Annotated in this window: 11 protein-coding genes; 6 read left to right on the top strand and 5 right to left on the bottom strand. The window is 70.0% G+C overall.

The window, feature by feature from the left end; all coding sequences use genetic code 11:
- Positions 1-53: 53 nt before the first annotated feature.
- The 4 genes from ACFWBQ_RS31325 to ACFWBQ_RS31340 form a co-directional block, all read right to left on the bottom strand.
- Positions 54-977 (bottom strand): sirohydrochlorin chelatase, encoded by a 924-nt coding sequence (locus tag ACFWBQ_RS31325; protein ID WP_385504013.1) that lies wholly within the window; start codon positions 975-977, stop codon positions 54-56.
- 139 nt (positions 978-1,116) lie between these two features.
- Complete coding sequence (locus tag ACFWBQ_RS31330) at positions 1,117-2,115, bottom strand: N-acetylglucosamine kinase (RefSeq protein WP_385504019.1); 999 nt, start codon at positions 2,113-2,115, stop codon at positions 1,117-1,119.
- Positions 2,112-2,789: a uracil-DNA glycosylase gene (locus tag ACFWBQ_RS31335; protein WP_385504023.1), complete on the bottom strand. Its 678-nt coding sequence runs from the start codon at positions 2,787-2,789 to the stop codon at positions 2,112-2,114. The genes ACFWBQ_RS31330 and ACFWBQ_RS31335 overlap by 4 nt, the downstream gene beginning before the upstream one ends.
- 56 nt (positions 2,790-2,845) lie before the next feature.
- A complete protein-coding gene (locus ACFWBQ_RS31340; protein WP_385504026.1) occupies positions 2,846-3,931 on the bottom strand; it encodes a WD40/YVTN/BNR-like repeat-containing protein in 1,086 nt (361 codons plus the stop codon).
- Between the two features lie 269 nt (positions 3,932-4,200).
- Here ACFWBQ_RS31340 and ACFWBQ_RS31345 point away from each other — a divergent pair, with 269 nt between their 5' ends.
- Complete coding sequence (locus tag ACFWBQ_RS31345; RefSeq protein ID WP_385504030.1) at positions 4,201-4,917, top strand: cupin domain-containing protein; 717 nt, start codon at positions 4,201-4,203, stop codon at positions 4,915-4,917.
- Between the two features lie 253 nt (positions 4,918-5,170).
- On the opposite strand, the gene ACFWBQ_RS31350 is transcribed toward ACFWBQ_RS31345, so the two are convergent.
- Positions 5,171-6,229 (bottom strand): LacI family DNA-binding transcriptional regulator, encoded by a 1,059-nt coding sequence (locus tag ACFWBQ_RS31350; RefSeq protein ID WP_385504036.1) that lies wholly within the window; start codon positions 6,227-6,229, stop codon positions 5,171-5,173.
- 213 nt (positions 6,230-6,442) lie between these two features.
- Here ACFWBQ_RS31350 and ACFWBQ_RS31355 point away from each other — a divergent pair, with 213 nt between their 5' ends.
- The 5 genes from ACFWBQ_RS31355 to ACFWBQ_RS31375 all read left to right on the top strand — a co-directional run bounded on the left by ACFWBQ_RS31355 (position 6,443) and on the right by ACFWBQ_RS31375 (position 13,227).
- Positions 6,443-7,687: an extracellular solute-binding protein gene (locus ACFWBQ_RS31355; RefSeq protein WP_385504374.1), complete on the top strand. Its 1,245-nt coding sequence runs from the start codon at positions 6,443-6,445 to the stop codon at positions 7,685-7,687.
- A 2-nt stretch (positions 7,688-7,689) separates the two neighbouring features.
- The gene (locus ACFWBQ_RS31360) at positions 7,690-8,619 is read left to right on the top strand and encodes a carbohydrate ABC transporter permease (RefSeq protein WP_385504044.1); all 930 of its coding nucleotides are present in this window, start codon (positions 7,690-7,692) and stop codon (positions 8,617-8,619) included.
- Positions 8,620-8,623: 4 nt separating this feature from the next.
- Complete coding sequence (locus tag ACFWBQ_RS31365) at positions 8,624-9,520, top strand: carbohydrate ABC transporter permease (protein ID WP_385504053.1); 897 nt, start codon at positions 8,624-8,626, stop codon at positions 9,518-9,520.
- Between the two features lie 53 nt (positions 9,521-9,573).
- Complete coding sequence (locus tag ACFWBQ_RS31370) at positions 9,574-11,976, top strand: glycoside hydrolase family 3 N-terminal domain-containing protein (RefSeq protein WP_385504058.1); 2,403 nt, start codon at positions 9,574-9,576, stop codon at positions 11,974-11,976.
- Positions 11,977-12,126: 150 nt separating this feature from the next.
- Positions 12,127-13,227 carry an endo-1,4-beta-xylanase gene (locus tag ACFWBQ_RS31375; RefSeq protein ID WP_385504063.1) on the top strand — a complete coding sequence of 367 codons (1,101 nt, stop codon included), beginning with the start codon at positions 12,127-12,129 and terminating at the stop codon, positions 13,225-13,227.
- Positions 13,228-13,247: the final 20 nt, after the last annotated feature.

Raw genomic sequence — 13,247 nt, forward strand, 5'->3', positions numbered from 1 at the left:
GGACCGGGACAACCCGGTCCGTGCCGCCCGGTCGAGCAAGGCGCGGGCGCGGATCAGTGCGCCTGGGCTCCCTGGGGCGTCGCCGGAGTGATGCCGAGCGCCGTCGCGTACATCGAGAGCACGAGCTTGCCGATGGCCGGGTAGGCGCCGAGCGGCTCGGCGGTCGCGCAGCCGGCCTCCTTCGCGGCGGCTTCCAGCAGGCCGGCGTCGACCTCCGGGCCCACCAGGTACGGCGCGAGCGCGAGCTGCGCCGAACCGGAGTTCTGGAGCTGTGCGGCGATCGAGGCGACCGAACCCTCCACATCCAGCGCGGCGGCCATCACCGGAACCGCGAGGCGTGCGGCCAGCAGCATTCCGGTGATCCCGGCGGCCTGCACGGCTTCGTCGCCGCCCACCGTGGCCAGCACGATGCCGTCGGCCGCGGTCGCCACGGTGAACAGCCTGGCGCGGTCGGCGCGCGCCAGTCCGGCCTCCGAAAGGCGCACGTGGAGCGCCTCGGCGAGGAGCGGGTGCGGGCCCAGCACATCGGTCAGCTCGGTCTGGGTACCGCTCTCCATGACGGCCTGCCGTATGCGCCGGAGCAGGGCGCTGTCCGGCCCCGCGAGCAGCGGCACCACGACGGCGGACGGACCCTGCGGTTCGGAGACCTCACGACCCGCGGCGATCGCCTGCTCGTAGCGCGCGGTGCGCTCGGCGGCGGAATGCGCGAGTACGGAAACCAGCGTGGGGTACTCGGCGTCGTCACCGTCGAGATAGCCGATCTGTGCATTCAGACCGGGAAGCTCGGACCGGGCAATGCTGATCACCTCTTCGGCCAGGCTGCGCGTGGCCGAAGAAGGGGTACCGGGAACGGCAAGAACGAGCGCGGCAGCGCCCTCAGGTGCGACCACAGGCTCCGGGCGGCGGTGCCGTCCGGACTGGCGAGGTCGCGGCATTCGTACAGGCAGGCCGGAAGCGGGCCCAGTGGGGGTGCTCATGGCGCCGCATGCTACTGGTTTTGGGTGCCCCTCTGTTCGGGGAGGGGGTGGTCGGGCGTTATCTGTCCGGTTATGTCTGCGGAGTGGCATACCGGCTGACTGCCCTGTTCTGTCCGGGCGGCATGCGTGCTCGGACTGCTTACGTTACCTCCGGTACGAACAGCAGTGCCGGGTGGGCGGGCAGCCGCAGTTCGGACAGGGCGAGAGCCCGGGCGATTGTCAGCGAACCGTGCAGCGGATCACCCGCGGCGGGCACCACCCGGGCGTGCGGCACCTGTCGCGCAAGCTCCTCGCGCAACGGCCGGACGAGCGGATCGCCCAACCGGAACAGGCCGCCGGTCAGGGCGACTTCGTACCGGCCGTCCCCGACCCCCGCGGCCGGTGGACACACAGCCGCTGCCGCCTCGGCGACATGGACGGCAGCCTCCCGCAGGATGCCGGCCGCAACCTCGTCCTCAGCGGCGCAGGCCGCGACTTCGGGGGCGAAGGAAGCGAGCAGCGCCGGCCGGTCGGTTCGCGGGTAGAGGAGCCCGGGAAGATCGGGAGCAGGACCGAAAAGTGTCCGCAGCCGCGCGAGGAGGGCAGGGGAGCCACCGGCCCGGCCGTCGTGGGCACGCATCGCCGCATCGAGTCCGGCACGGCCGATCCAGGCGCCGCCGCCGCTGTCGCCGAGCAGATGGCCCCAGCCGTCCGCCCTGCGCCATGTCGTGAGATCGGTGCCCAGCGCGATCATGCCCGTGCCGCCCGCGACGACCGCACCCGCCCGCTGCCCGAGCGCTCCCGCGTACGCGGTCACCGCATCGGCGGCCAGCGCCACCCGCCGTACGGCCAGCGCCTCCGCGAGCGCTGCCGGCAGCTCGGCGCGCAGTTGCCCGCCGAGCGTCGCCATTCCGGCCGCCCCGATCGTCACCGCGGCGACCGTAGCCCGCGGCCCGGCCTGTTCCAGCAGCTTCCGGGCCGCGGGCAGAAGCTGCTCCAGCATGTGCCCGGCATCGATGCCTGCTGGTCCCGTCCGCACCGGTTCGGCACCGACGGTGGTGGAAACGGGATGTTCCGTGCCGACCGTCCCGAGCGCCACACGCAGCCCGGAACCACCGGAGTCCACGCCGATGACGAACGGGTCCGAGGCCGTCGTCACGGCAGCTGCCAGTCGACCGGCTGCGCCCCTTGGCGCTGCAGCAGCTCATTGGCCTGGCTGAACGGCCGTGAGCCGAAGAAGCCGCGGTCGGCCGACATGGGGGAGGGGTGTGAGGACTCGATCGCCGGGAAGCTGCCGAGCAGCGGCCGCAGATTGCGGGCGTCACGACCCCACAGCACCGACACGAGCGGAGTGCCGCGGGCGACCAGCGCCCGGATGGCCTGCTCGGTGACCTCCTCCCAGCCTTTGCCCCGGTGCGCCGCAGGCCGCCTGGGAGCCGTGGTCAGCGCCCTGTTGAGCAGGAGCACCCCCTGCTGCGCCCACGGCGTCAGATCGCCGTTGGAGGGCCGCGGAAGGCCCAGATCCGCGTGCAGCTCCCGGAAGATGTTCTCCAGACTCCCGGGCAGCGGACTGACCTCGGGTGCCACCGCGAAACTCAGGCCGATCGCATGCCCCGGAGTCGGGTACGGATCCTGACCGACGATCAGGACTCTCACGTCGTCGAAGGGTTGCTGAAACGCCCTCAATACGTTCGGCCCCGCGGGCAGGTAGGTGCGCCCCGCGGCGATCTCCGCGCGGAGGAAGTCGCCCATAGCGGCGATGCGTTCGGCCACGGGCTCAAGGGCCTGCGCCCACCCCGGCTCGACGATTTCTTTCAACGGTCGTGCTGCCACGGGCCGCACTCTACTGGTGCTTCACCGGTGCTACGACCACACCGGTCGGCTGCGGGTCAGCCGAGCACCACCGCCCGCACGCACAGCACGTCGGGCAGATGCGAGGCGAGCTGCTGCCAGCTGTCCCCGTCGTCCGCGCTCGCGTACACCTCGCCGTTGCGATTGCCGAAGTAGACGCCCGCCGGGTCGGCGTCGTCCGTGCAGAGCGCATCGCGCAGCACCGTGCCGTAGTGGGCGCCGTCCGGCAGGCCCTGGGTCAGCGGCTCCCAGGTCGCTCCCGCGTCCCGCGTACGGAACACCCGGCATCGGTGGCCGGCCGGGACGCGGTCGGCGTCCGCGTTGATCGGGAAGACGTACACCGTGTCCGCGCGGTGCGGATGCGCGGCAGCGGCGAAGCCGAAGTCCGAAGGCAGGCCCGCGCCGATGTCGGTCCAGCTGTCCCCGGAGTCGTCACTGCGGAAGACCCCCCAGTGGTTCTGCAGATAGAGCCGGTCGGGATCGGCCGCGTCCCGGGTGACCTTGTGCACGCACTGGCCGAACTCGGGGTCGGGGTCCGGCAGGAAGACCGCGGAGACGCCCTTGTTGGCAGGAGCCCACTGCGCGCCGCCGTCCTTGGTCCGGAACACGCCCGCGGTGGAGACTGCGACGGTCACCGCGCGGGCGTCCCTCGGGTCGGTCAGGATGGTGTGGAGTCCCTCGCCGCCTCCGCCGGGCACCCACTTCGACCTCGTCGGGTGCTCCCACAGCGGGCGGACCAGCTCGAAGGACTCGCCGCCGTCCTCGGACCGGAAGAGCGCCGCCGGCTCCGTTCCTGCGTACACCACGCCGGGTGCCTCGGGTCCGGCAGGCTGCAGCTGCCAGACCCGCTCCAGGGACGCCTCGGTGAACTGCGGGAACTTCACCGCCGGCAGCTTCGGCTCGACCCATGTCGCGCCGAGGTCGTCGGAGTGGAAGACCGAGGGGCCCCAGTGTGCGCTGTCGCCGCCGACCAGCAGCCGGGGTGTCTGTCCGCGGGTGTCGATCGCGATCGAGTAGACCGCCTGCGCGTTGAAATGGGGATCGCCGAACTCCCACACACTGCCGCGCCTACGGCCGATGAAGAGCCCTTTGCGGGTGCCCACGGTGAGCAGTACATCGGTCATGACAGAGACCTCCCGAAACGCCGTTGTTGCCGGATACGGCACAGTCTGCACCGGGCCACTGACAGTGGCCCGCACATACCGTCGCCGCCCGCCCCGGGGCGGCTGCGGGCAGGGGCCCTTGACCCCCGCCCGTACGGCAGGTTGTCTTGGTTCGGAAAGCGCTTGCCGTCGGGTGCGGTCACGGACCCGAGGACGGACGTGAGAACGGGCGTCGCGGCGGACCGGAGCGGACCCGGCAGCGGACGGCGACACCCGACCGAGGAGCACCTGTGACGACCTTCGAAGGACTGCCGGGCGCCGTCGCCGTCTCCCACCTCAGGGTCTACGACTGGCCCACGGAGGACGGCCTGCGCGGTGGCACGCCGCACCTGCACCTGACGTGTTCCGAGGGGTACGTGGTCGTCGCCGGCAGCGGTTGCGTACAGACCCTCACCTCATCGGGTTTCCAGGAGACCCCGCTCGCTCCCGGAGCCCTCGTCTGGTTCACTCCGGGCACCATCCACCGGCTGGTCAACGAGGACGGGCTGCGCATCGTCGTGCTCATGCAGAACAGTGGGCTGCCGGAAGCGGGTGATGCCGTGCTCACGTTCGCGCCCCGCTTCCTCGCCGATCCTGGGCTCTACCGCGAAGCCGCCACCCTTCCCGCCGACGGCACCGAGGACGAGCAGGCATGCGCCGCACGCACCCGCCGCGACCTTGCCGTCCAGGGTTTCCTCGCACTGCGCCGCGCCACCGAGGCGGGCGACCCCGGGCCGCTGGCCGCGTTCCACAAGGCCGCAGCAGAGCTTGTGCGCCCCCGGACCGCAGACTGGCGGGCCCGCTGGCAGCAGGGCGCGGCAGCCGCGTCCCGGGCGACCGGCCGGCACCTCGACGCACTCGCACGCGGCGAGGACACGCACCTGGCAGACGCCCGGGTGCACGCCGAACAGCCCTCCTCGCGCGCGAGGTTCGGCATGTGCGGCCGACTCGACGTGTACCCGGGCTGACCCGCCCGGGCAGGGGAAAGCTCACGGGTGCGGGTCAGCAGCCGGGTGGTGCTCCGTCGTCCTTCGCGAGGTCACGGACGTGCCGGAAGCCGATTCCGGGACACCCGCACGTCCTGGAACAGCGCCACGAAACCGTCCTCGTCCGCAGGCGTGCACGGAACCAGCAGCAGGCACCCGGTGCGCAGAGCGGGAGTCCCGGCGCGCGACAGTACGCAGGCCAACCCTGCCCCGCCGACAGGGTTTCGCTTGATCGTCAGCGGGACGGCGGAGCCGTGCTGCTGCGGACCACCAGGCTGGTCGCCAGGTCGACCCGGGTGGTGGCGGGCTGTCGGCCCCGGCCGAGGTCGAGCACCAGCCGGGCGGCGGTCTCGGCCATTTCGATCAGTGGCTGGCGCACGGTGGTGAGCGGCGGGCCGATCCACCGGGTGAGCGGCAGGTCGTCGAACCCGACCACGCTGAGATCCTCCGGAATCCGCAGCCCCAGCTCGCGCGCGGCCTCGTACACGCCGAGTGCCTGCAGGTCGTTGCCGGCGAAGATGGCGGTGGGAGGGTTCGGCAGACGCAGCAGCTCCAAGGCCGCCGTGTAGCCGTCCTCGTGGTGGAATTCGCCCTCGCGGACGAGCTCGGGGTCCATCGGCAGGCCAGAGGTCTCCAGCGCGGCCCGGTAGCCGTCGATGCGGGCGCGGCTGCACATCATGCGGGTCGGCCCCCCGATGACGCCGATCCGTCGGTGGCCCAGACCCGTCAGATGGCGTGTGGCGGCGAGGCCGCCCTGCCAGTTGGCTGCGCCGACGGAGGGGATGTCGTCGCCGGGATCGCCGGCCGGGTCGACCACGACGAAGGGGATGCTGCGGCTGGTCAGCTGGGCGCGCTGGGCGGCGTCGAGGTCCGAGAGCACCAGGATGACGCCGGCCGGGCGGCGTGCCAGGACGCCGTCCACCCAGGTCTGGCCCGGGGTCAGCCGGCCGGCGCTCTCCGAGAGCACGAGGCTGAGGCCTTCCTCCCGGGCGACGTTCTCGACTCCCCGGACGACTTCCATCGCCCAGGCGCTGTCCAGTTCGTGGAAGACCAGATCGATGAGCTGGGACTGTTGCGAGGCGCCGCGCCTCCGGCGGTAGCCGTGGCGCAGCAGCAGCTCCTCCACCCTGGTGCGCGTGCCGGGGGCGACATCGGCTCGCCCGTTCAGCACTTTCGAAACTGTCGGAGCCGAGACTCCGGCCGCTCGGGCGATTTCTGCCAGCGTGGCGGTGCTCTCCGACGACTCGTCGACGGACACCTTCTCCTGTTGGGGCTGGACCTTTGCAGGGCTCATGCACGAATCGTAGCTCCCCGAAGCCCCGAACAGTTGGCTGGGCAGGGTTCGTAAATCCTTGCTCCTACCCTCTTGACGGGCCCGAAACACGACCGTACGGTTCCGGCAACATTCGAAAGGCACGCCGAAACATTCGACAGAGGTGCGGTCATGCGGTCGGGTATCTTCACTCAGGGCACACGTACGACGAGATGGGTCGCAGTCGGTGCGGCGATGGCCATGGCCGGGCTCCTGGCCGGTTGTGGTTCGGGAGACAAGGGCAGTGACGGTGGCACCATCACCGCCTATGTCTACGGCGATGACGCGGTCAAGGTACAGCAGGCCGCGGTCGACACGTTCAACAAGACCTCCAAGGTCAAGGTGAAGCTGGTGTCGGTCCCCGGGACCGACTACGTGAACAAGCTCCGCAGCGCCATGGGCTCGCCCAGCGCCCCGGACGTCTTCTTCAACTGGGGCGGCGGTTCCATCAAGCCGTACGTCGACTCCAAGAACCTGGTCGACCTCACCTCGACCGTCAAGAACGACGCCACGCTCAAGGACGGATTCCTTCCGTCGATCATGACTGCGGGCAGCCTCGACGGGAAGATCTACGGGGTGCCGATGCGCGGCATGCAGCCCGTGATGGTCTTCTACAACAAGAGCCTCTTCGCCGAGCACAAGGTCGAGGTCCCCAAGACGTGGGAGGACCTCCAGAAGGCCATCGCCACCTTCAAGGCCGCCGGCATCACGCCCTTCGCCCTGGGCGGCTCGGACAAGTGGCCCGAGCTGATGTGGATGGAGTACCTGCTGGACCGGATCGGCGGACCCGAGGTCTTCCGGAAGATCCAGAACGGCGACACCAACGGCTGGGGCGACCCCGCGGTGCTCAAGACGGCGCAGACGGTCAAGGAACTGATCGACCAGGGCGCCTTCGGCAAGAACTTCAACTCGGTCGACTACGGCCAGGGCGGAGCCCCGACCCTGCTCAACAAGGGCAAGGCCGCCATGCACCTCATGGGCTCGTGGGAGTACTCGACCCAGCTGGGCAAGGCACCCGAATTCGCCAAGAAGGACCTCGGCTGGACCGCGTTCCCGACGGTGGCGGGCGGTGTGGGCGACCCGGCGAACGTGGTGGGCAACCCGACCAACTACTGGTCCGTCAACGCCCGTAGCAAGCACAAGGACACCGCCGTCGAGTTCCTGAAGACGATGGCGTCGAAGACCTACGCGCAGGCCCTCGTGGACAACGGTGACATTCCCACCACCTCCAACGCCGCCTCGATGCTGAGCACCTCGCCCAACCCCGAGTTCGCGAACGACCAGTACAACTTGGTCCAGAAGGCGCCCAGCTTCACCCTCTCGTGGGACCAGGCGCTGGCGGCCGAATTCGCCACCCCGCTGCTCACCGAGATCAGCAAGCTGTTCGCCGGCAAGACCACTCCTGAGCAGTTCGTCGCAGCAATGAAGGCCGCAAACTAACGATGTCCCACCACACTCCGCATGCGAAGAGGCGCGGAGACAGGAAGGCGGCCGTCGGCAACGTCGGTCGCCCCCCGGTCGCCTGGGCCCTGCCCGGCATCCTCTTCTTCGCTGTCTTCGCGATCATCCCTCTGGCGATCGCCGTCTACCTCTCCTTCTGTGAATGGGACGGGCTCAACTCACCGACCCCGACAGGCCTGGACAACTGGACCCGGTTGTTCAAGGACTCCGAGTTCGGCCAGGCAGCCTGGCTGAGCCTCCTGCTCACCACGATCAGCTGGGCCTTCCAGACCCCTGTGGCACTGCTGTTGGGCGTCTGGGCGGCGGGCCGCCAGCGCAGCCGGGCCGTGCTGTCCGCGGTGTTCTTCATTCCGCTGCTGCTCTCCACCACCGCGATCGCCATGCTCTTCCACGCCCTGCTGGACCCGAACTTCGGTGTGATCAAGGAGATCGGTCCCTGGTTCGGAATCGATCCCAACATCATGGGTTCGTCCACGGGCGCGCTGCTCATGGTGGCGTTCGTCGGCGGCTGGCAGTTCATGCCCTTCCACACGCTGATCTACCAGGGCGGTGCACGGCAGATCCCGGAGGTCCTCTACCAGGCGGCCTCCATCGACGGCGCAGGCATGCTGCGGCAGTTCTTCCACATCACCCTGCCGCAATTGCGCCACACCATGACGACCTCGTCGGTCCTGATGATCGTCGGCTCGCTGACGTACTTCGACACCGTGCTCATCATGACCAAGGGCGGTCCCGGCACGGACACGACGATCCTGCCCTATCTGATGTACCGGACCGGCTTCCAGACCTACGACCTGGGCTATGCCGCAGCCATCGCCACCGCACTGGTCGTCGTGGCCACCAGTCTCTCGCTGATCCTGGTCCGCTTCAGCGGCTTCGGATCCATGCGGTCAACCCGGGAAGGTATGTGACGAGATGTCGATCGACACCCGCCCCGTTGCCCCGCAGCAGATCTCGCCGGCACTGAAGCGCCATCAGGCCTCCGCCCGCCGCCGGAAACTGCTGGGCAACCCGCTGGCAGGCCTGGGCTCGCTGGTCTGGCTCGTGATTGTCCTGGTGCCGCTCTACACGCTGGTCTCCGCGTCGCTCATGCACCAGGACGAGGCGCTGAACGGCGACCCGCTGGCGTTCCCGACGGATCCGACGTTCGACAACTACAACACCGTGCTGAACAGCGGGTTCCTCACACTGCTCGGCAATACCGCAATCGTCGCGGTGTCCACCGTTGCCATCGTGCTGGTCCTGTCCATCCCGGTGGCGTACGTGGCGGTGCGCACCCGCAGCCGCCTGTCCTCGCTCGCGTTCCGGACCTTCCTGCTCGGTGTGGCGATTCCGGCGCAGGCGGTGATCGTGCCGCTGTACCTGCTGATCGGCAAGATGGGTCTCTACGACACCCTCTACGCGATCATCCTGCCCACCGCCGCCTTCGCGATGCCGGTTGCCGTCCTGGTGCTCAGCGGCACCATGCGAGATGTCTCGGAAGAGATGTACGAGGCGATGTCCCTCGACGGCGCCTCGCCCGTGCGCATGCTGTGGCAGCTGGCGATCCCGCTCTCCAAGGCCGGCATCAGCACGGTGGCGATCTTCTCCGCACTGCAGGCGTGGAACGGCTTCCTCTTCCCCCTGATTCTGACGCAGTCGGAGGAGAACCGGGTGCTGACGCTGGGTCTGTTCAACTTCATGACCCAGTTCGGGGTGAACATCCCGGCCGTGCTGGCAGCGATCGTGCTCTCCGTCGTGCCCATCTTCGCCGTGTACCTCGTAGCCCGGCGGGCGCTGGTCAACGGACTGATGGGGGTGGGCGGCAAGTAGCGACACCTCTGCCGCCCCGCATCACCGCACTCTTGAGAGGAACCCCTGCCGCCATGGCAATCCACCCCACCCCCCAAGCCCCTGAGGCCGACCCGATACCCGAGGTCGACGGCCCGTGGCGCGACCCTTCGCTCACCCCCGAGGTGCGGGTGGCCGACCTCATCACCCGGATGACCCTCGAGGAGAAGGCCGCACAGCTCTACGGGATCTGGGTGGGCGCCGACTCCGAGGGCGACGGGGTCGCACCCCACCAGAACGACATGATCGACCCGGTCGACTTCGAGGACCTCACCACCCGCGGACTCGGCCAGCTCACCCGGCCGTTCGGCACCGCCCCGGTGGACCCGGGTGTCGGCGCCGTCGCGCTGGCCCGGGCCCAGGCCCGGATCGCCGAAGCCGGCAGGTTCGGCATCCCGGCGCTCGCCCACGAGGAGTGCCTGGCCGGCTTCACCGCGTGGGGCGCCACGGCCTACCCCGTGCCGCTCGCCTGGGGTGCGGCCTGGGACCCCGAGCTCGTCGCGGACATGGCGCGCCGGATCGGCGACGACATGCGGTCGGTCGGTGTCCACCAGGGGCTCGCCCCCGTCCTGGACGTCGTGCGGGACCTTCGCTGGGGCCGCGTGGAGGAGACCATCGGCGAGGACCCGTATCTGGTCGCGACGATCGGTACGGCCTATGTCCGGGGTCTCGAGTCCTCCGGGATCGTCGCCACGCTCAAGCACTTCGCGGGCTACTCCGCGTCCGCAGGGGCGCGGAACCTCTCGCCGGTCCGGGCGGGCGCCCGGGAGATGGCCGATGTGATCCTGCCGCCCTTCGAGATGGCGCTCCGCGAGGGCGGTGCCCGTTCGGTGATGCACTCGTACGCCGAGATCGACGGGGTGCCGGCCGCCGCGGACCCGGCACTGCTCACCGAGCTGCTCAGAGACACCTGGGGGTTCGGCGGGACCGTCGTCGCCGACTACTTCGGCATCGGATTCCTGGAGACCCTGCACAAGGTCGCCGCCGATCGCGCCGATGCCGCCCGGCTCGCGCTCACCGCCGGGGTCGATGTGGAACTGCCCACCGTACGCAGTTACGGCGACGAGCTCATCGCCGCCGTACGCGACGGAGCCGTGGCCGAGGAACTGGTGGACCGGGCCCTGCGCCGCGTTCTGCTGCAGAAGTGCGAGCTCGGGCTGCTCGATCCGAAACGACCGGTCCTGCCCGCCGCGCTCGACGGTGCGGACCCGGACCGGGCGCGCGGCACCGTGGACCTCGACCCGCCGCAGAACCGGGCCCTGGCCCGGCTCCTTGCCGAGCGGTCCTGCGTCCTGCTCGCCAACCCCGGCGATGTGCTGCCGCTCGGCGGCACCGGACGGATCGCGGTCGTGGGGCCGCGTGCCGACGACCCGCTGGCCATGCTCGGCTGCTACTCCTTCCCCAGCCATGTGGGCGTCCTGCATCCCGAGATGCCCATGGGTATCGCCGTTCCGACGGTGCTCGAGTCGTTGCGCGAGGAGTTCCCGGGTGCGGGCATCGACTTCGCGGAGGGCTGTGACGTCGACGGAGCGGATGCTTCCGGAATCGCGCAGGCCGTGGGGCTCGCCAGTGGCGCAGATGTCTGCGTGGCTGTGCTCGGTGACCGGGCCGGGCTGTTCGGCCGTGGAACCTCGGGCGAGGGCTGCGACGCGGCCGACCTGTCCCTGCCGGGCATCCAGGCCGAACTGCTCGACGCGCTGCTGGATACGGGAACCCCGGTGGTCCTCGTGCTGCTGACGGGCCGTACGTACGCGCTCGGCGGCCGGGCGGACCGGCTGGCCGGATGCGTCCAGGCCTTCTTCCCGGGCGAGGAGGGCGGACCGGCGCTGGCGGGCGTGCTGTCGGGGCGGGTCAACCCCTCCGGACGGCTGCCCATCGGTGTCCCCAACGGTCCCGGCGGCCAGCCGTGGACGTACCTGCAGCCGCCGCTGGGGCGGGTCAACGGGGTCAGCAACCTGGACCCGACCCCGCTCTACCCGTTCGGCCACGGACTCTCGTACACCTCCTTCGACTGGGAAGCCGGAGCTCCTGTCCCGTCCGAGCTGCCTACCGACGGAGCCACCGACCTCGAGCTCACGGTCCGCAACAACGGCGACCGCGACGGCGCCGAAGTCGTGCAGCTCTACGTCCATGACCCGGTCGCCCAGACCACCCGCCCCGAGTCGCGGTTGATCGGTTACGCCCGGGTGCCGCTCGCCGCGGGGGAGGCCCGGCGCGTCCGCTTCCGCTTCCACGCGGACCTGGTGTCCTTCACCGGGACGGGCGGGCACCGGATCGTCGAGCCCGGCGACATCGAGCTGCGCTTCGCCGCATCCAGCGATTACGCCGACGTCCGGCACACGGTACGGCTGCGCCTCACCGGGCCAGAGCGCACCGTGGATCACCGCCGCCGGCTCGTCTGCACCACGTCGCACGAGCCGGTGCTCCCGGGGAACTGACGGGCAGGGGGCAGCAGTTCCCTGCCCGCCCGCTCCGCACGCCCCCGGGGGCGTGCGGAGGTGATGTCGAAACTTTCGAAGGCCGCCCCGGAGCCCTCGGCGTGAGCCGAGGGCTCCGCATCAAGGCGCCACTGTGGAAAGGCATCTGTCATGCTCAAAGCAACCCGCTCGCTCGCAGTCGGCACCGCCGCTGCCGCGCTCCTCGTCTCCTCCTTCACTCTGACCAGTGCGTCCGCCGCCACCGACAGCGCCGGTCACCACAGGCCGAAGCCCCACGCGGCTCCGCAGACGCTCGCCACCCTCGGCCAGAAGGCCGGACTGCGCATCGGTACGGCCGTCAACACGGACGCCCTGGCCGACGACGCCCCCTACCGGGCCAAGGTCGCGTCGGAGTTCTCCACCGTCACCCCCGAGAACGTCATGAAGTGGGAGGCGGTCGAGCCGCAGCGCGGCACGTACAACTGGGCGGCCGCCGATGAACTCGTGGACTTCGCCAAGAAGAACGGACAGCTCGTCCGGGGCCACACCCTCGTCTGGCACAGCCAGCTGCCGGCCTGGCTCAACAACGGTGACTTCACCCCCGAGGAACTGCGGGAGATCCTGCACCAGCACATCACCGACCAGGTCACGCACTTCAAGGGCAAGATCTGGCAGTGGGACGTCGTCAACGAGGCCTTCAACGACGACGGCACCATGCGGGACAGCATCTGGCTGCAGAAGCTCGGCCCGGGCTACATCGCCGACGCCTTCCGCTGGGCCCACGAGGCCGACCCCAAGGCCAAGCTGTTCATCAACGACTACAACGTCGAGGGCGTCAACGCGAAGAGTACGGCCCTCTACGACCTGGTCACCGATCTGCGCAAGCAGCACGTCCCGGTCCACGGCGTAGGAATCCAGGGCCACCTGGGCGTCCAGTACAGCGCACCGCACGACATCGCCGACAACATGCTGCGCTTCGACCGCCTCGGCCTCGAGACCGCGATCACCGAGGCCGACGTACGGATGCCGATGCCCGCCGACAGTACGAAGCTCGAGGCGCAGGCCGAGGGGTATGGCGTGCTGCTGCGAGGCTGCCTGCTCACCCCGCGCTGCAACGTCTTCACGGTGTGGGGCTTCAGCGACAAGTACTCCTGGGTGCCCGGCACGTTCCCCGGCCAGGGGGCGGCCAACATCCTCGACGAGAACAACATGGCCAAGCCCGCCTACGGCACGTTGCGCCAGACCCTGACGCTCGCCGCCGGCCGGCACTGAACGCGCACCATGCTCATGGG

This window comes from Streptomyces sp. NPDC060035 (assembly GCF_042736635.1).
Lineage (GTDB): Bacteria > Actinomycetota > Actinomycetes > Streptomycetales > Streptomycetaceae > Streptomyces.